The 17,082-nt window shown below is 67.0% G+C and carries 18 protein-coding genes; 8 read left to right on the forward strand and 10 right to left on the reverse strand.

The genetic code is table 11. The features are described 5' to 3' along the window. Window positions 1–11: 11 nt before the first annotated feature. Complete coding sequence (locus JOF56_RS07975) at window positions 12–1,673, forward strand: DNA repair helicase XPB (RefSeq protein WP_209635968.1); 1,662 nt, start codon at window positions 12–14, stop codon at window positions 1,671–1,673. Window positions 1,674–1,740: 67 nt separating this feature from the next. Continuing rightward, window positions 1,741–2,313, forward strand: a complete 573-nt coding sequence (locus JOF56_RS07980; protein WP_209635971.1) for a DUF4253 domain-containing protein — start codon at window positions 1,741–1,743, stop codon at window positions 2,311–2,313. Window positions 2,314–2,371: 58 nt separating this feature from the next. On the opposite strand, the gene JOF56_RS07985 is transcribed toward JOF56_RS07980, so the two are convergent. The 9 genes from JOF56_RS07985 to JOF56_RS08025 form a co-directional block, all read right to left on the reverse strand. Beyond that, entirely contained in the window at window positions 2,372–2,800 is a 429-nt protein-coding gene (locus JOF56_RS07985; protein ID WP_372448370.1) for a PPOX class F420-dependent oxidoreductase, read from the reverse strand. Between the two features lie 53 nt (window positions 2,801–2,853). Continuing rightward, window positions 2,854–3,996 (reverse strand): CapA family protein, encoded by a 1,143-nt coding sequence (locus tag JOF56_RS07990; protein WP_209635975.1) that lies wholly within the window; start codon window positions 3,994–3,996, stop codon window positions 2,854–2,856. Between the two features lie 21 nt (window positions 3,997–4,017). Beyond that, entirely contained in the window at window positions 4,018–4,659 is a 642-nt protein-coding gene (locus tag JOF56_RS07995) for an SRPBCC family protein (RefSeq protein WP_209635977.1), read from the reverse strand. A gap of 13 nt (window positions 4,660–4,672) precedes the next feature. Next, window positions 4,673–5,524, reverse strand: a complete 852-nt coding sequence (locus JOF56_RS08000; RefSeq protein ID WP_209635979.1) for an FAD binding domain-containing protein — start codon at window positions 5,522–5,524, stop codon at window positions 4,673–4,675. After that, complete coding sequence (locus tag JOF56_RS08005) at window positions 5,521–7,890, reverse strand: xanthine dehydrogenase family protein molybdopterin-binding subunit (protein WP_209635981.1); 2,370 nt, start codon at window positions 7,888–7,890, stop codon at window positions 5,521–5,523. The genes JOF56_RS08000 and JOF56_RS08005 overlap by 4 nt, the downstream gene beginning before the upstream one ends. Further along, on the reverse strand, window positions 7,890–8,465 hold the full coding sequence (locus JOF56_RS08010; protein WP_245378194.1) for a (2Fe-2S)-binding protein: 576 nt from the start codon (window positions 8,463–8,465) through the stop codon (window positions 7,890–7,892). Before JOF56_RS08010 ends, JOF56_RS08005 begins: the two co-directional genes overlap by 1 nt. A 184-nt stretch (window positions 8,466–8,649) precedes the next feature. Further along, a complete protein-coding gene (locus JOF56_RS08015; RefSeq protein ID WP_209635983.1) occupies window positions 8,650–9,771 on the reverse strand; it encodes an XdhC family protein in 1,122 nt (373 codons plus the stop codon). Then, the gene (locus JOF56_RS08020) at window positions 9,752–10,861 is read right to left on the reverse strand and encodes a vWA domain-containing protein (protein ID WP_209635984.1); all 1,110 of its coding nucleotides are present in this window, start codon (window positions 10,859–10,861) and stop codon (window positions 9,752–9,754) included. Before JOF56_RS08020 ends, JOF56_RS08015 begins: the two co-directional genes overlap by 20 nt. Before the next feature lie 47 nt (window positions 10,862–10,908). Further along, window positions 10,909–11,784 (reverse strand): AAA family ATPase, encoded by an 876-nt coding sequence (locus tag JOF56_RS08025; protein ID WP_209648085.1) that lies wholly within the window; start codon window positions 11,782–11,784, stop codon window positions 10,909–10,911. Window positions 11,785–11,883: 99 nt separating this feature from the next. On the opposite strand from JOF56_RS08025, the gene JOF56_RS08030 reads away from it, so the two are divergent. The 6 genes from JOF56_RS08030 to JOF56_RS08055 all read left to right on the forward strand — a co-directional run bounded on the left by JOF56_RS08030 (window position 11,884) and on the right by JOF56_RS08055 (window position 16,405). Next, window positions 11,884–12,108 (forward strand): PspC domain-containing protein, encoded by a 225-nt coding sequence (locus JOF56_RS08030; protein ID WP_209635986.1) that lies wholly within the window; start codon window positions 11,884–11,886, stop codon window positions 12,106–12,108. Between the two features lie 96 nt (window positions 12,109–12,204). Further along, the gene (locus JOF56_RS08035; protein WP_209635989.1) at window positions 12,205–13,350 is read left to right on the forward strand and encodes a C1 family peptidase; all 1,146 of its coding nucleotides are present in this window, start codon (window positions 12,205–12,207) and stop codon (window positions 13,348–13,350) included. After that, on the forward strand, window positions 13,350–13,688 hold the full coding sequence (locus tag JOF56_RS08040) for a hypothetical protein (RefSeq protein ID WP_209635991.1): 339 nt from the start codon (window positions 13,350–13,352) through the stop codon (window positions 13,686–13,688). Before JOF56_RS08035 ends, JOF56_RS08040 begins: the two co-directional genes overlap by 1 nt. Window positions 13,689–14,112: 424 nt before the next feature. Further along, window positions 14,113–14,715 carry an RNA polymerase sigma factor gene (locus tag JOF56_RS08045; RefSeq protein WP_209635993.1) on the forward strand — a complete coding sequence of 201 codons (603 nt, stop codon included), beginning with the start codon at window positions 14,113–14,115 and terminating at the stop codon, window positions 14,713–14,715. Next, window positions 14,712–15,188, forward strand: a complete 477-nt coding sequence (locus JOF56_RS08050; protein WP_209635995.1) for a carboxypeptidase regulatory-like domain-containing protein — start codon at window positions 14,712–14,714, stop codon at window positions 15,186–15,188. The genes JOF56_RS08045 and JOF56_RS08050 overlap by 4 nt, the downstream gene beginning before the upstream one ends. A gap of 11 nt (window positions 15,189–15,199) precedes the next feature. Then, the gene (locus tag JOF56_RS08055) at window positions 15,200–16,405 is read left to right on the forward strand and encodes an MFS transporter (protein ID WP_209635997.1); all 1,206 of its coding nucleotides are present in this window, start codon (window positions 15,200–15,202) and stop codon (window positions 16,403–16,405) included. Window positions 16,406–16,411: 6 nt separating this feature from the next. Here the strand turns inward: JOF56_RS08055 and JOF56_RS08060 are convergent, their stop codons facing one another. Then, the gene (locus JOF56_RS08060; RefSeq protein ID WP_209635999.1) at window positions 16,412–16,903 is read right to left on the reverse strand and encodes a hypothetical protein; all 492 of its coding nucleotides are present in this window, start codon (window positions 16,901–16,903) and stop codon (window positions 16,412–16,414) included. Between the last annotated feature and the right edge of the window lie 179 nt (window positions 16,904–17,082).

Consider the following 17,082-nt stretch of genomic DNA (forward strand, 5'->3'; position numbering starts at 1 on the left):
AGTTGCATCAGGTGACCGATGGCCCACTGATCGTGCAGTCCGACAAAACGCTGCTGCTCGAAATCGACCACCCGCGGTCCGACGAGGCTCGAATGGCGATCGCGCCGTTCGCCGAACTGGAGCGCGCCCCTGAACACGTCCACACATATCGTGTGACCCCGCTGGCGCTGTGGAACGCACGTGCCGCCGGTCACGACGCCGAGCAGGTCGTCGACGCGCTCTCCCGGTTCTCGCGCTACCCGGTGCCGCAGCCGTTGCTGATCGACGTCGTCGACACGATGAGCCGGTTCGGCCGGCTGCAGCTGCTGCACCACCCCGCGCACGGGCTCGTGATCAACGCGATCGACCGCGCGGTGCTGGAAGAGATCCTCCGCAACAAGAAGGTGTCCCCGATGCTCGGGGCCCGGATCGACGACGACACCGTGGTCGTGCACCCCAGCGAGCGCGGCCGGCTCAAGCAGGTCCTGCTCAAGATCGGCTGGCCGGCGGAGGACCTGGCGGGTTATGTCGACGGCGAGGCCCACGCGATCTCCCTGGAGGAGAACGGCTGGGAGCTGCGTGACTACCAGCGCAACGCCGCCCAGACCTTCTGGGCGGGCGGCTCAGGTGTCGTCGTGCTGCCGTGTGGCGCGGGAAAAACCCTGGTCGGCGCGGCCGCGATGGCCGAGGCGCAGGCCACCACCCTGATCCTGGTCACCAACACGGTGGCCGGCCGGCAGTGGAAGCGTGAGCTGATCGCGCGGACCTCGCTGACCGAAGAGGAGATCGGCGAGTACTCCGGCGAACGCAAGGAGATCCGGCCGGTCACGATCGCGACCTACCAGGTCATCACGCGTAAGACTCGCGGCGAATACCGGCATCTGGAGCTGTTCGACTCCCGCGACTGGGGCCTGATCGTGTACGACGAGGTCCACCTGCTGCCCGCGCCGGTCTTCCGGATGACCGCCGACCTGCAGTCCCGTCGCCGGCTCGGGCTGACCGCGACCCTGGTCCGTGAGGACGGGCGTGAAGGCGACGTGTTCTCGCTGATCGGGCCCAAGCGTTACGACGTGCCCTGGCGTGACATCGAGGCCCAGGGCTGGATCGCGCCCGCCGAGTGCACCGAGGTCCGCGTCACCTTGACCGACGCCGAACGCCTGCAGTACGCGACGGCCGAACCCGAGGAGCGCTACAAGATCTGCTCGACCGCCCGGACCAAGATCCCGGTCGTGCGCAGCATCCTCGACCGGCACCCCGGCGAGCCCGCCCTGGTCATCGGGGCCTACCTCGACCAGCTCGACGAGCTCGGCGAGGCGCTGGACGCCCCGATCGTGCAGGGCTCGACCAAGACCAAGGAGCGGGAGGCGCTGTTCGACGCCTTCCGAAAGGGCGAGCTGCCCACCCTGGTGGTCTCGAAGGTCGCGAACTTCTCCATCGACCTGCCCGAGGCCTCGGTCGCGGTCCAGGTCTCGGGCACGTTCGGGTCCCGCCAGGAGGAGGCCCAACGGCTCGGCAGGCTGCTCAGGCCCAAGGCCGACGGCCGCCAGGCGCACTTCTACTCAGTGGTCTCCCGGGACACCCTCGACACCGAATACGCAGCTCACAGGCAACGTTTCCTCGCCGAACAGGGCTACGCCTACACGATCGTGGACGCCGACGACCTGCTCGGGCCGTCCATCCCCGAGGTGGGTTAACTGGAGTTGTCAGACCCCTCGAGTACCGTTATCTTCGAACACACGTTCGAGAGGCGAGGGGACTGCGATGACCGCCATGTCGATCGCTCCGGCAGCATCACTGGGCTGCTGGCACGGCGAGATCTGGTTGACCGACGACGTACTGACCGACCCGCACGCCTATCTCGACCGGGTCGCCGAGTACTCCCGTACGCGGCTCTGGCCTGTCCTCGTGCCGGCGGGTGGCCTGGGCCTCCCGCCTGAGGTCAGCTTCGTCCCGGAGGCCGCCCGCCGGGCCGTGGACCGGCACGATCCGCAGGCCGAGGCCGGTATCGCCGGTGCGGTCATGCTTGCGAACAAGCGGCCTGCGTACCGGCTCGGGTTAGTGGAGGCCAACCGTCCGGCTGATGTCCCGGCCCGGCTTGGCCGGCCCGGTATGTCGGCGATCCTGCGCAGCTGGGAGGACAGGTTCGGCGCGACCCTCGTGATGATGGGGGCACGCGAGATGATGCTGTCGGTCTCGGCTCCGCCGACCGAGTTGCACAAGGCGCTGGTCGTCGCCAACGAGCACAGGTCGTTCTGCCCGCGGATTCCCGGGACTCTGCCGCAGCTGTCCCGGGGGCTGATCAGGCTTCGGCGCTGGCACTTCCGCTGGCGTTGACGGTTGCGCAGCCGGTGCCTTCGGGGTTGGGGCGCCGGCTGCCTTGTGGATGTGGCCGTCAGTCGGCGATGTCGGCCTGAGCGATCACCTTGGTGATCCGGCCCCGGACCAGATACTCCCCCGCGACGGCGTTGCGCTTGCCGTAGGCAGGGCCGTTCTCCTCGCCCATGTACCGGGCCCCGAGGCGAGTGGCCCACAGCAGGGACTCGTCCAGGTCCTCGCTCAGCTCGGCCTCGCCGTGGAAAACGACGAACGAGTAGGGAGCGACGTCCAGGTCCACGCACATCGAGAATCGCGGATCCCGCTGAAGTGCCTTGCCTTTCAGCGAGGTCGCGGCTGTGTTGAAGATGATCTCGTCGTGGCCGTCCGCCTCGTTGAGCAGGAACCAGATCGGAGCGACGTGGGCCGCGCCGTTGGCACGGACGGTGGCGAGTTTGCCGGTGCGGGTGCCGTGCATGGCGAAGTCCCACCACTGTTCCCGGGTCATGATGTACATGGAGATCACGATGCCCCATCCGGGGCGCAAGCACACCTTGAGGGCTACTTACCTTGGCGAGTAAGGCCTTCCTGACCCGCGCCGCGGGACAGCACGATGCCGTCGGTGCGGGTGACGGCCTCGGCTCGGCGAGGGTCGGTGTTGTCCTTGGAAAGATCCCGCAGCCGGATGGGCGGGCCGAGATCAATCAGAGTCGGGGTGTACTCCGCCTTGTCCACTTCCCAGCCGGTGGCCGTCTTGGTGAAGTGGAAGCGGGCTATCACGCCCTCCTCGGAGACACCTTTGGGTTCCGAGTGTTTCGCGATGTGGTTGCCCAGGCCGTAGGCGACCCATTTCTTGTTGATCTTTTCGAAGGGCTGCACCACATGCGCGTGGTGGCCGATGATCAGCTCGATACTGGGGTCTCCCAGCAGTTTCTGGGCATCCCGCCGCTGGGCGGCGGTCGGTTCGTGCACGAATTCGGTGCCCCAGTGCAGGGAGGCGACCACCACTTCGGCGCCCGCGGCCTTGGCCGCTTTCGCCGAGGCGATCACGTCGTCGGCTTTCAGGGTGTTGGAGAGCCAGGGTTTGCCGGGCGGGAGCTGTCTGCCGTTGAAGCCGAACGTGTAGGAGACCTGCCCGACTTTCACCCCGCCCACGTCGTAGATCAGCGGTTTGCGGGCCTCGGTGTCGTCGCGGGCCGATCCGGTGTGTTTGACACCGGCCTTATCCAGGGTGTCCAGGGTCCGGGCGACGCCGGATTCGCCCATGTCCAGGGTGTGGTTGGAGGCTGTCGAACAACCGTCGTAACCGGTGTCCTTCAAGGCTGTCGCGACTTCCGGCGGCGCGTTGAACTCGGGGTAGCCCTTGAACGGGCCCTCGGCCGTGGCGAGCGGCACTTCCAGGTGGCACAGCGCCAGGTCAGCGCCGGAGATGGCGGGCTTCACGCCGGCGAAGATCTGGCTGTAATCCCGTTTTCCACCGCCGTCCTGGGTGGCCTGATCGGTCAGCGCCGGATGGATCAGCACGTCACCGGTGGCCACCAGGGTGAAGCCCTGCAGCGCGGGCGCCGGCGTCGTCTGACCGGCCAGGCCCTGCTGCAGGTCCGGCGGCGAGGACGGAACTGAGATCTTGGTGTTCGGAGCCTGCGACCCGCAGCCGGCGACGAGCGAGACCGCGGACAAACTCGCGAGCAGGATCCGGCGCATGCGCGCCATACTGCCAGGAGTTTATTTTCCGCGTCGGCGGAATAGCAGAAACACCACGACGATTACGACAATGATCAATGGTGCCAAGCGTTTCAGTACAGGCGTTCCGGCAAACGACACCAGATCGATCGGTTCCGCCGTGGGCGGATCCGGCACAGCGCGCAACGGCTCGACTACAGGCGCGGCCTTCTTTTCCGCTGCGGCAGGCTGTTGCGGCTCTGGCGAGTCACCTAGTTGTTTTGCCAGATTTCCGGCAAAAGTATCCAGGATCCGGCCGCCGACCTCCGCGATCATTCCCCGGCCGAACTGGGCCGGTTTGCCGGTGATGGTCAGCTCGGTGGTGACCGACCCGGTCGTCACACCGTCCTTTTCGGACAGCTGAACCGTCACGTCGGCCGCGGCCGTGCCGCTGCGGGTGTCCTTGCCCGCCGCTTTGATCTTGACTTGCCTTGCCGCCTCGTCGCTTTCCACGAATTCGCCGGTCCCCTTGTACAGCAAGGAGATCGGGCCGAGTTTGACCTTCACCGAACCGGCGAAGGCCGAGCCGTCGACGCTGGTCAGGGTGGCGCCGGGCATGCACGGCGCCACCCTTTCCGGGTCCAGCAGGGCCCGCCAGACGACATCAACCGGCGCATTGACGGTGAACTGATGATCCAGCTGCACAGGCCCTGTCTCCTTATCCGATCGCTGCGGTCAAAGCACGGCCGGTAAGCACGCGAGCAAGATGACTACGGTACTCGCCGTCAGCGTTGCCGTCACTGGTCGGATTCGTGTCGTTCGCGGCGTGCGCGGCCGCCGCCTTGATGTTCTCCGCGGTCGCCGCCTGACCGACCAGGGCCTCCTCGACCGCACGCGCACGCACGGGCGTGGGAGCCATGTTGGTCAAGCCGACACGGGCCTCGGCGATGGTGCCGCCCTCGGTCCGGACCGTCGCCGCGACCGCGACGATGGACCAGGCCTGCGCGACCCGGTTGAACTTCTCGTAGTGCGCACGCCACCCGGTCAGCTTGGGTATCCGCACTTCCACGAGCAGTTCCGACGGCGCCAACGAGGTCGTGAAGTAGTCCACGAAGAACTCCGACGCGGGCACGGACCTGCGGCCGTCCATACCGGCCACGACCATCACAGCGTCCATCGCCAAGGCAGGGGCCAACAGGTCACCACCGGGGTCGGCGTGGGCGAGCGAACCGCCGAACGTGCCCCGGTGCCGGATCTGCGGGTCGGCGACCGTGTCGGTCGCCGCCGCGATCAGCAAGGCGTGTTCACGCACCAACGGGTCCCGTTGGACGTCGTAGTGCGTGGTCATCGCCCCGATCACGATCGCGTCGCCGTCCTCCCGGACACCGCGCAACTCGGGAATCCTGCCGACGTCGATCAGTTTCGCCGGCGCGGCCAGACGCATCCGCAGTACCGGCAGCAGGCTCTGGCCACCGGCGATGACCTTGCCGTCGTCGCCCGCGTCCGCCAGCTCACGGACCGCGTCGTCCACTGTGGCCGGTGCGACGTAGTCGAACTGTGCCGGGATCATCGCGCACCTCCCTGGATGGCCTGCCACACCCGCATCGGCGAGCACGGCATCTCGACGTCCCGGACACCCATGTGCCGCAACGCGTCCACGATCGCGTTCACCACGGCCGGGGTCGAGGCGATCGTCCCGGCCTCACCGACTCCCTTGACGCCCAACGGGTTCGTCGTCGAAGGGGTTTCGGTCCGGTCGGTGGTGAAGCTCGGCATGTCCGCCGCGGACGGCAGGTAGTAGTCCGCGAACGTGCCGCTGGTCAGGTTCCCGCTCTCGTCGTGCACGGCCTCCTCGTACAGTGCCTGGGCGATGCCCTGCGCCAGACCGCCGTGCACCTGGCCTTCCACGATCAGCGGGTTGACCACCTTGCCGACATCGTCGACACAGACATAGGACCGGATCGTCACCTTGCCCGTCTCGGTGTCCACCTCGGCCGCACACAGGTGTGTCCCATGTGGATACGAGAAGTTCTCCGGGTCGTAGGTGGCTTCGGAGTCGAGGCTCGGCTCCATCCCCTCGGGCAGATCGTGCGCGAAGAACGTCGCCAGCGCCACGTCCTGGATCCCGACGGCCTGGTCGGTGCCCCGGACGGTGAACTTGCCACCGGTGAACTCCAGGTCGTCCGGCGAGCACTCGAGCATGTGCGCCGCAACGGGTTTCGCCTTCTGCACGACCCGGTCGGCCGCCATCACCAGCGCCGTCCCGCCGACGGTCAGCGAACGCGAACCGTAGGTGTCCATGCCCTTGGGCGAGAACTGCGTGTCGCCGTGCAGGACCTCGATGTCCTCGAACGGAACACCGAGCCGGTCGGCCACGATCTGGCTCCAGGCCGTCGCATGGCCCTGGCCGTGCGCGGTCGAACCAGTGATCACCTCGACCTTGCCGGTCGGCAGCATGCGCACCGCGGCATGCTCCCAACCGCCTGCGCCGTAAGCCAACGAGCCGAGCACCCGGGACGGTGCCAGACCGCACATCTCGGTGTAGGTGGAGATACCGATGCCGAGCTGGACCGGGTCGTTGGACGCCCGGCGCTGCTCCTGCTCACTGCGCAGCCCGTCGTAGTCGAAGAGCTGCATGGCCCGTTGCGTCGCGGCTTCATAGTTGCCGGAGTCGTACGTCAGACCGGCCACCGTGGTGAACGGGAACTCCTCGTGCTTGATCCAGTTCTTCTCCCGCAACGCCATCGGGTCCATGCCGAGCTCGACGGCGAGCTCGTCCATGATCCGCTCGACCGCGAAGGTGGCCTCCGGACGGCCCGCGCCGCGATAGGCGTCGGTGATCGTCTTGTTGGTGAACACGTTCGTGCATACGAACCGGTACGACGGGAACTTGTAGATCGCGTTGAACATGAACGCGCCCAGGATCGGCACGCCCGGTCCGACCGCGCCGAGATACGCGCCCATGTCGGCCATCAGCTCGACTTTGAGCCCGGTGACTGTGCCGTCGCGGTTGGCCGTGATGGTGATGTCCTGGATCTGGTCGCGGCCGTGGTGCGCGGTGACCATGCAGTCCGACCGGCTCTCGGTCCACTTGACCGGTTTGCCGATCTTCCGGGCGAGAAGGACCGCCATCATCTCCTCGGGCAGGATGGCGATCTTGCCGCCGAAACCGCCACCGACATCGGGGGCGATCACCCGTATCTTGTGCTCCTCGATCCCGAGGGTCAGCGCGGTCATCACCCGCAGGATGTGCGGGATCTGGGTGGACGACCACATCGTCAGCTGGGAGCCGGTCGGGTCCACGACCGTCGACCGCGGTTCCATGAACGCCGGGATCAGGCGCTGCTGGCGGAACCGGCGGGTGACCGTGACCTCGGCGTCCTGGATGGCCTTCTCGACGTCGCCACCGGTGCCCGCCTCGCCCGAGTCGAAGATCCATACCGCGTTGCGGTTGGTGCCCAGGCTCTCGTGGATGACGTTGTGGCCCTCGGCCAGAGCGGCCTCCATGTCCAGTACCACCGGCAATGCGGAGTACTCGACGTCGATCGACTCGAGCGCGTCCTCGGCCTCCGCGGCGGACCGCGCGACCACCACGGCCACGCCTTCACCGGCGAAGTTCACCTTGTCCGCGGCCAGAACCGGGCGCCGAGGGTGTTTCATGTCGGGCGTGATCGGCCACGCGCACGGCAGCTCGATCTTGCTTTCCGGGTCCAGGTCCGTGGCCGTGAAAACCGCCATCACACCGGGCATCTCCCGCGCCGCGGACGTGTCGATGCTGACGATCTTGGCGTGGGCCAGCGGGCTGCGCAGCACCGCGAGGTGCAGCATCCCGGGCAGAGTCATGTTGTCGGTCCACCGCGTCCGGCCGGTGATCAGCCGAGCGTCTTCTTTGCGGCGGCGAGCCCTTCCTACCTCGGGCTCGGCGGTTGCGGTCATCAGTTACCGCCCCCAGTGTGCGAGTGTGCACGATCGGTGTTCTGTGTGTCCGAAGACCTGCTTGCAGGGTCGAGCGTTGATTCAGCCACCTGCTCGGCTTCGGGGCCCGCGCCGGGCGCCATCTGCTGGGCGGCGTCCCGGACCGCGCGGACGATGTTCTGGTAGCCCGTGCACCGGCAGAGGTTTCCCTCCAGCCCGTGACGGACGGCGTGCTCGTCCGGGTCGGGGTTGTCGGCGAGCAGGTCGATCGACTGCATGATCATTCCGGGCGTGCAGAACCCGCACTGCAGCGCGTGGTTGTCGTGGAACGCCTTCTGGACGGGGTGCATCTGGCCGTCGCGGGCGAGGCCCTCGATCGTGGTGACTTCGCAGCCGTCGGCCTGGACTGCGAGAACTGAGCAGGACTTCACACTGTGCCCGTCCAGGTGCACGGTACAAGCCCCGCAATTGCTGGTGTCGCATCCGACCACGGTTCCGGTTTTGCCCAGCCGCTCACGCAGGTAGTGCACGAGCAACATGCGGGGCTCGACATCGTCCGTAAACCTGGTCCCGTCGACGCTGACGGTGATCCGCATCGCGCCTCCAACGCTTGATCGGTGGTGGGCTCGGGAACTCATATGAGCGTGATCACACTCACACGCGTCCGAGCTTGCTACCGGTTGACGACTCAATCAACCCCCGGTCGATTCAGTTCGGCAAGCGCGGATATATCAGCTAGTTAGCTCCGCAGACGCGGACTCTTTTTGGTCGAAACGCCTCTCAGAGGTGCTCCCGGTGAATAGGTCCCGCGGTCGCCACGAGCCGGTCTCCCTGACCGCCCCAGCGCAATGAGATGATCTCCGCCGCGATCGACACCGCGGTCTCCTCCGGGGTCCGGGCACCGAGGTCCAAACCGATCGGTGAGGACAATGTGGACAGTTCGGCCTCGGTCATGCCGGCCTCCCTGAGCCGGTCGAGCCGGTCCTCATGCGTCCGCCTCGACCCCATCGCGCCGACGTACCCCAGGTCAAGCCGGAGAGCCACCTGCAACACCGGCACGTCGAACTTCGGATCGTGCGTCAGAACGGCTACAACCGTGCGCGCGTCCACCCGTCCCGCCTCGGCTTCGGCAGCGAGATAGCGGTGTGGCCAGTCGACAACGACCTCGTCCGCCTCCGGGAACCGGCTCTTGGTCGCGAACACCGGCCGCGCGTCGCAAACCGTGACGCGGTAGCCGAGGAACGACCCGAGCCGGGCCATGGCGGACGCGAAATCGATGGCACCGAAGACAAGCATCCGGGGCGGCGGCTCGAAGGAGGCCACGAACACGGCCATGCCTTCACCGCGGCGCTGACCTTCCGGGCCGTAGTGCATCGTGCCGGTACGGCCGGTGGCAAGCATGCCGCGGGCGTCGTCCACGACAGCGTCGTTGATCCGCGTCGTGCCGAGATCACCGGCGACCCGGTCGGCCCAGATCACCATGCGCTTGCCGACCCGGCTGATATCCGGATGCTCGATGATCGTGGCCAGCGCGACACCGTGCTCGGAACGGATCGACTCGGCCAGCTCACCGAATTCCGGGAACGACTCCTGGCTGACCGGTTCGACGTACACATCAAGGATTCCGCCGCACGTCAGGCCGACCGCGAACGCGTCGTCATCGCTCACGCCATAGCGCTGCATGACCGGCTGGCTGTTCTCGATCACGCGCTGACCGAGGTCGTACACCGCGCCTTCGACACAGCCCCCGGACACACTGCCGAAAGCCTCGTCGTTCTGTGTGACCATCATGGCCGCCCCCGGCGAGCGCGGCGCCGAGCTGAAAGTCGCGACAACTGTCGCCAGCCCGACCGTCTCGCCGGCCTCGTACCGCTTGACCAGCTCATCGAGCACGTCTCGCACGGCGCACCTCCACCAGCAGTTCCTCCAGCGTCTGCATGCTGTGTCCAGCAAGCAACTTCTCAACGTGCCGCTGCGCGACAACGATCCCCGACTGCACCGGCTGGTAACCGGCGCGTCCGGCGTGCGGGTTCACCCAGAACACCGCGTGCGCGAGCCGCCGCAGCCTCGCCATCTGCTCACCGAGCAACCCTGGATCACCACGTTCCCAGCCGTCGGAGAACAACACGACCACCGCCTGACGCGCCACACCACGCTGTCCCCATCGATCCAGGAACAGACGCAACGTGTCACCCAGACGTGTGCCACCGGCGAAATCCGGAACAGCACGGGACGCGGCCGCGAGCGCGACCTCGGGATCACGCTGGCGCAGCTGACGTGAAACGCGGGTGAGCCGGGTACCGAGCGTGAACACTTCGGCAGGAGTTCGCCGCGCGACTGCGTGCGCGAACCGCAGCAGCGCATCGGCGTACGGACTCATCGAGCCGGAGACGTCCACAAGAAGCACAACCCGCCGAGGGCGCTTTCCCTTCCGCCGATACGCCAGCCGAACCGGTTCGCCCCCGGCTTCCCGCATGATCCGCACGGTCCGGCGCGGATCCAGCTCGCCTCGCCGGTTCGGCCTGCGCCTGAGCGCCGCCCGCATCGGCGGTTCCGGCTTGAGCAGGTCCATCAGTTCGCGCAGATGCGCTCGTTCGGCCGGGCTCAGATCGCTGATGTCCCGCTGCCGCAGTACTTCCGTATCGCTGGCGGCGACGCCGAGCTCGTCGGGCTGATCACCGCCCTCGCCGGACATCGGGACCGGCACCATCGCGGCGATCACACTGGTCTTCGGCTTTGCCTGAGCCTGCGGTCTGCCGGGTTTCGGGGGTCGTCCGGTGAACCAGGCCTGGAAAGCCTCGTGGTAGCGCGGCAGATCGTCGGGTTCGCCGCAGAGGGTGAGCCGGCCCGCCCAGTAGAGCTGGTCAGGTTCGGCGATGTCGATGTGCTCGACGGCGTTGAGATAGGCCTGAACGCGTTCCGGTTCACACGCCAGTCCGGCGGCCCGCAACACGGCCGTGAACCCGACCAGCCCAGGTACCGGATCAGCCACCCAGATCACCTCTCATATGTCCCCAATGCCACATTGGGGGCACAACATCAGCCCGCCAGCAGGGAGTCGAGGTCGAGCCGGACTCGGTCGGCGTCTTCGCGGTATTTCAGCACAGCGCCCAGCGTGATCGCCGCGGACTCGGCGTCGAGCTCTTTACGGTCCAGAGCGAGCAACGCCTCGGCCCAGTCGATGGTCTCGGCCACGCCTGGTGGCTTGAGCAGCTCGGCGGTTCTGAGCCTGCGGACTGCGTTGGCCACCTGCGTGGCGAGCCGGTCAGAGATCCCGGGCAGCCTGCGGCGGAGGATCTGGATCTCGCGGGCGAGGTCTGGGTGTTCAAGCCAGTGGTACAGACAGCGTCGCTTCAAGGCGTCGTGCACTTCGCGCGTACGGTTCGACGTCAGCACGACAAGTGGCGCGACCTCGGCCCTGATCTCGCCGAACTCCGGGACCGTCACCGCGTTCTCGCCCAGCACTTCGAGCAGGAACGCTTCGAACTCGTCGTCAGCGCGGTCGATCTCGTCGACCAGAAGCACACACGGCGCCTCACGCAACGCTCTGAGCAACGGCCTGGCCAGCAAGAACCGCTCGGTGTAGAGCGACTGCTCGGCCGCTTCCGCGTCCAGCTGACCGTCCGACGCGGCTTCCAGGGCACGCAGGTGCAGCAACTGCCGGGGAAAATCCCAGTCGTAGAGCGCCTGGGTTGCGTCCATCCCCTCGTGGCACTGCAGCCGGATCAACGCGACCCCGAGAGCCTGGGCGAGCGAGGTGGCCAGGGACGTCTTGCCAGTGCCCGGCTCGCCCTCACAGAACAGTGGCCGGCGCATCCTCAGGCTGAGGAAGGCGGCCGTGGCCACGCCCTCGTCGGCGAGATACCCGACGTCATCCAGCGCCTTGGCCAACTCCTGCGGGGCCGGCACCGACATCCAGTCCATGGCCTGAGGGTAGGTCAGGGTCGGCCGGTCCGGGGATGACCAGGGCCGCTCCCTGATGTCCGCGAGCCTGCGAAAACCCATCCTGGTGGCATGACCAACGAGATCTACACCCGCAAACTCCAGCGCAGTCGCACCGACCGCATGGTCGCGGGCGTCTGCGGCGGCTGGGCACACGTGCTCGGCGTCGACGCGGCCCTGCTGCGGATCTTGCTCGTCGCCGCCACCATCCTCGGCTTCGGCACCGGCGCCATCCTGTACCTGATCTGCTGGATCCTCATGCCCCAGGAGCCGGTCAAGGACGAGCCGTCATGGTGACCCACACCACAAAGCAGTAAATTTCCGTCTTCTTTGTATCCAGGCCGGGGTTCTTCGCTCTTGTGACAGCGAAGACCCGTTCGATCTGGAGGAAAGATGAGCCGTCCGCACGAGCCGGAGATCGCGGCGATCCGCGAGTCCCTGGCCGCGCTCGGTGATCCTTGGCAGGCCGGGGAGACCCGGATCAGCCGCCTCCCGGACAGGCTTCGGCGGGTCCGGTTGGGGGTGCCCGCGCCGACTGAGGGGGAGCTCGAGGCGCGGGCCGGCCAGCCGGAGCGGATGGCGGCGCAGGCACTGCAGGCCGCAGGCCGGCCTGTGGTCGCCGCCACCGCCCCCGCTTCGAGTTTGCCCGCGGTGTTCGACCTGCGTGACGTCAGCGGCCGCGACTTCGTGACTTCCGTGCGGGACCAGGGAAACTGCGGTTCGTGCGTCTCGTTCGGCATCCTCGCCGCGCTGGAGACCACCGCCGCCTACACCCGCGGCGCGCCCGGCTTGAACCTCGATCTCTCCGAGGCACACCTCTTCCACGGGCACGCCCGTGAACGCGGATACACCTGCGAATCCGGGTCGTGGCCCGATGATCTGTTCCACGACAGCACGGCCAAGGGCGTCACGTTCGAGGACTACTTTCCCTATCAGGACAACGGTTCCGGCTCGCCGAACCCGGACTGGCCGAACCGGCTGGCGAAGGCCGCGGGCGTGACCGACCTGACCGGCGACCCCGCCGCTATCAAGCAGCACATCTTCGGATATGGCGCGGTGGCAACGTGTTTCGTGGTCCGTGACGACTTCTTCCATTACCGAAGCGGGGTTTACCGCGCCACCACCACACAGGGCTCCGGTGGGCACTGTGTCGCGCTGATCGGCTGGGACGACCACGAGGGTTGCTGGCTGGCCAAGAACTCCTGGGGCACAGGCTGGGGCGAGGACGGATACTTCCGGATCGCCTACGGCGACTGCTTCATCGAGGACTACCCCAGCTCACGACCGACCGTTTTCGGTTGCACCGCAGTACATTTGCGGGCCTGGCTGCCGGCACAACGCGCGCTGCGGTTGTTCGCCACGGCCAACGACGCGAACGGCTGGGCGTACCTGGAGAACCTCGGCTGGACGCACCTGGCCGGCGGACCGCACAGCACCACGAACAAGCTCGCGATGCTGACGCACGCGCGGGCGAGCGGTCACCCAGTCACCCCGTTCATCAACGGCAACGAACTATCCACTGTGCAGGTGGCGGACTGATGATGGACAGACACTCACCCGCGCCGAGCCAGTACGTCGTGCTGGAGACCCCGGCGGACTGGGCACCGTACGGCGACGCGGCGAAAAGCCCGGTGTCGACCGCCTGTCCGGCCTCGGCCGGCTGGAGCACCGGACGAACAATCCTGGACCTCTGGTCCTACGAAGACTCCTCGGGAGTGTGGGTGCACGTGCAGGGCCTGGGCTGGAAGCGATTATCGCCGGCCAGCCAGTCCGGTCACACCCACATGACCGTGCTGGCCGGCGCGGCCACGCACAACAACTTGGCCGTCGACTTCCACGAGGACGCCGACGGTCAGATCGACCAGCTGATTGTTTGAAGAGACGGGCCGAGGGGGCCGCACAGTGGAGATGGTGGCCGGCAGCACGAGGGGGGTTGCCGGCCACCGTCTCCAGGGACGGGAGACAAGACGACATGGTGCAGCTGCCAGCAGACCGGCAAGCCGGGCCGCGGCCTGCCGCCATGGGAATTGCCGAGGGGAGAACGGGGGCACCGGGGGGTGGATGCCGACCGGCCTTGCAGGGGGCCGGTCGGCACCAGCGGCTGATGTTCATGGGCCAAGAGAGCGATCAGACATGAGTGGCTTAGCGACGCTCCGTGAGAGGACACCGTTGTCACTCGGGCCGCTACTCTATTCGGGTGAGTTATGTATCCAGGGGGTATCTCGCCGTTCATGTACTTCACGATGGTCGCGATACTTCCGTCGCCAGCTGAAGAACGACACCCAGGATGGGGTGGGCGTGGTGACTGACGTTCGAACCGCGGAAGATCCTCCGTGGGAGGGTCTGCACGGCTCGGAGCGCTATGCGGTGTGCCTGCATGCGGCCAGAGCCGGCAATCGCCGCGCGCGGGCAACGCTCGTCGAAGATCTCACTCCGCTGGTCTGGCACGTCGCCCGCGGCAACGGCCTGCCCAACGCGGTCGCCGAGGACGTGGTGCAGACCGTGTGGCTGGCGTTGTTCAGCCACATCGACACGCTGGCCGAACCCAGAGCCCTGGCCGGCTGGCTGATCACCACCACCCGCCGGGAGGCCCAGCGGGTGCGCGGCAAGGGCGCCAACCAGATGCACCTGACCGACGAGATGGCCGAGACGTTGCCGAGCACCCAGCCGCAGCCCGAGGACGAGGCGCTGCGCGCGGACCGGGACTCCCGGCTCTGGCGCGCCTTCGCCGGACTGCCGGAGAAGTGCCAGGAACTGCTCAGGCTGACCGTGCTCGGCGGTCGAACCGAATATCGCCTGGTAGCCGAGGCCATGCACATGCCGCGTGGCAGTATCGGCCCGACCAGGGGTCGCTGCCTTAACACACTGAGGGAGCTCTTGGACACCGAAGGGGGCGGCGGATGACGAAGACCGAACCGACGGGAGGCCAGGCGTATCCCGACGACGAGGCACTGCTCGCCGAACTGGACAGAATGATCGAGGAATTCGACCCGCCACCAGCCGGTCTGGTTGAGCGGATCCAGTTCGCGATCGCGCTTGAGGACCTGGATGTCGAGGTCGCGCGCTGGGAGCGGGCGGACTCGCTGGCCGGGGTCCGTGGTGGTGATCAGGGCACGATCACGTTCACCGTCAGCGACCTGACCGTGATGATCAACCTGACCCGGATCGGCGAGAACAACCGGATCGACGGCTGGCTCGTGCCGGCCGGCGAGCACTCGGTGGAGGTCCGCGTGGCCGAGCACGGCTCACGCGAAACGATCTCCGACGAGGGCGGCCGGTTCGTTCTCGACGGCGTACCGCGCGGCACGACGCAGATCGTCATCCAGCTCGACGGCCCGCCGGCCCGTACCGTCGTCACCCCCACGGTCCTGCTCTGAGCAATCGGTTGGTGGCCCACTCCGGCTTTGTCCGGTTCTGGGCCGCCGACACTGTGTCACTGGTTGGCACATATGTCACCGCGCTGGCGCTGGCGGTGCTGGCGGAGAAACAGCTGCACTCGTCGAACGCCGAATTCGGTGCCCTCAACGCCGCCCGCTGGGTGCCGTACCTGCTGTTCGGGCTGATAGCCGGGGTGCTCGTGGACCGCTACCGGCGCCGGCCGATCCTGATCGGCGCCGATTTCGCCAGGGCCGGGCTGCTCGGCCTGATCCCGCTGCTGACCGTGACCGGCCTGCTGACCATGCCCATCCTGATCGGGATCGTGGCGGTGTTCGGGACGTTGTCGCTGGTCTACGACGCGGCCCACCAGTCGTTCCTGCCGCAACTGGTGCCGGCCGCCCTGCTCACCGAAGCCAACGCGCGGCTGGAGCAGACCAATTCGGTCGCCCAGGGCGCCGGGCCGGCCCTGGCCGGCTGGCTGATCAAGGTGGCCGGCGCGCCGGTGGCGATCCTGGTGGACGCGGTGTCGTACTTCTTTTCCGGGCTGATGCTGCGCAAAATCCAGGTGCCGGAACGGTCCCCGCAGCCGGAATCACGCCATCTCGGCCGGGAGATCCGGGAAGGGCTGGCCTGGGTCTACACCCACCGGGTGCTCGCGCCGTTGGCGATCTCGTCACACGCGTGGTTTCTGTTCAACGGCATGGTCATGACTGTGCTGCCGTTTTTTGTGTTGCGGGGCTTGGGTTTTGACGAGTTCGTTCTCGGGTTGACCATGGCGGCGGCCGGTGCGGGCGGGGCGGCTGGCGCTTCACTGTCCGGGCGGGCCGTCCGGCGGCTCGGCGCCGGACGGGCGATCATCGCCGGTCGTTGGCTCACGCCAGTGGGTTATGGGCTGATTCCGTTCGCCACCAACGCGACCACTGGGCTCGTGCTGCTGTTCGCCGGTCAGTTCGTGTTCGGCATGTCCATCGGTCTCGACGGCCCGGCGGAAATGGGATACCGGCAGACCGTGACACCGGACCGGTTGCAGGGCCGGATGAACGCGACCATGCGCTCGATCAACCGCGGGATGATCGTGTTCGGCGCGCCACTGGGCGGAATCCTGGGCGACCACCTGGGCCACCGGGCAACGCTGTGGATCGCGATCGCCGGCCTCGCGGGCCAGGCGATCGCGATCTCGTTCTCCCAGGTGCGCACCGCGCGGCTGGTCAGCTGACCGCACTCACGACCAATTCGGGCCGGTGTCACAAATGCACGCGACGGTCTGAACCTTCGTCCATGAGAATCCGTACTTGTCGAATACTTCCGGGCTGGGGATCCAGCGATAACCACCGCCGAAATAGTCCCAGACATAGATGGCCGGACTGGTGGCCGTCTTGGCAAGATGACTGTTGTTCAGTTCGTACCAGGTATTCTGGCAAACGCCGCCCATGATCCGGTCGTCCACGATGACGCCGTTCCCGCTGTCCCACACGCTGAAGTAGGCGGCCTCACTGGGAATCCAGTTGAGCTCACGGTCCGGGCCGACCACGAAAATCCGTGGATCGTTCGATCTCTTGACGCGCTGACCTGGCTTCGGGCACGCGGGATCGATACCCGACGGCGCACTCTTGAGATACGGCAAATCGTCAGCCGCGCTCGCTGTTCCCGAAACACCGGCGACAAGCGACAGGCCGAGAACAGCGGCGAACACAAGGCGTGACAGTACTTTCACCGGTAAATCCCCCACGTTCGAATTCGTTGATGCCTGCTGAATCCCCCAAACGGTCAGAACCCTACGCTGTCCGCGACATTCGCCGGAATTCGGCGTGACCGATTCGTGACCCGGCCTGGAGTCGGCCTCGACTCACTGACCTGCGAATACCCGGTTTCCGTCAGCACCGGTTTGATGCG

The organism is Kibdelosporangium banguiense, assembly GCF_017876405.1.
Taxonomy (GTDB): domain Bacteria; phylum Actinomycetota; class Actinomycetes; order Mycobacteriales; family Pseudonocardiaceae; genus Kibdelosporangium; species Kibdelosporangium banguiense.

Bases quoted from the DNA above. Each gene is read 5' to 3' on its own strand.
- JOF56_RS07985 (WP_372448370.1), bottom strand. From the start codon at position 2,800: ATGACCCGGGAACAGTGGTGGGACTTCGCCATGCACGGCACCCGCACC.
- JOF56_RS08030 (WP_209635986.1), top strand. From the start codon at position 11,884: ATGACCAACGAGATCTACACCCGCAAACTCCAGCGCAGTCGCACCGAC.
- JOF56_RS07990 (WP_209635975.1), bottom strand. From the start codon at position 3,996: ATGCGCCGGATCCTGCTCGCGAGTTTGTCCGCGGTCTCGCTCGTCGCC.
- JOF56_RS08000 (WP_209635979.1), bottom strand. From the start codon at position 5,524: ATGATCCCGGCACAGTTCGACTACGTCGCACCGGCCACAGTGGACGAC.
- JOF56_RS08050 (WP_209635995.1), top strand. From the start codon at position 14,712: ATGACGAAGACCGAACCGACGGGAGGCCAGGCGTATCCCGACGACGAG.
- JOF56_RS08040 (WP_209635991.1), top strand. From the start codon at position 13,350: ATGATGGACAGACACTCACCCGCGCCGAGCCAGTACGTCGTGCTGGAG.
- JOF56_RS08010 (WP_245378194.1), bottom strand. From the start codon at position 8,465: ATGCGGATCACCGTCAGCGTCGACGGGACCAGGTTTACGGACGATGTC.
- JOF56_RS07980 (WP_209635971.1), top strand. From the start codon at position 1,741: ATGACCGCCATGTCGATCGCTCCGGCAGCATCACTGGGCTGCTGGCAC.
- JOF56_RS08025 (WP_209648085.1), bottom strand. From the start codon at position 11,784: ATGTCGGTGCCGGCCCCGCAGGAGTTGGCCAAGGCGCTGGATGACGTC.
- JOF56_RS08005 (WP_209635981.1), bottom strand. From the start codon at position 7,890: ATGACCGCAACCGCCGAGCCCGAGGTAGGAAGGGCTCGCCGCCGCAAA.
- JOF56_RS08035 (WP_209635989.1), top strand. From the start codon at position 12,205: ATGAGCCGTCCGCACGAGCCGGAGATCGCGGCGATCCGCGAGTCCCTG.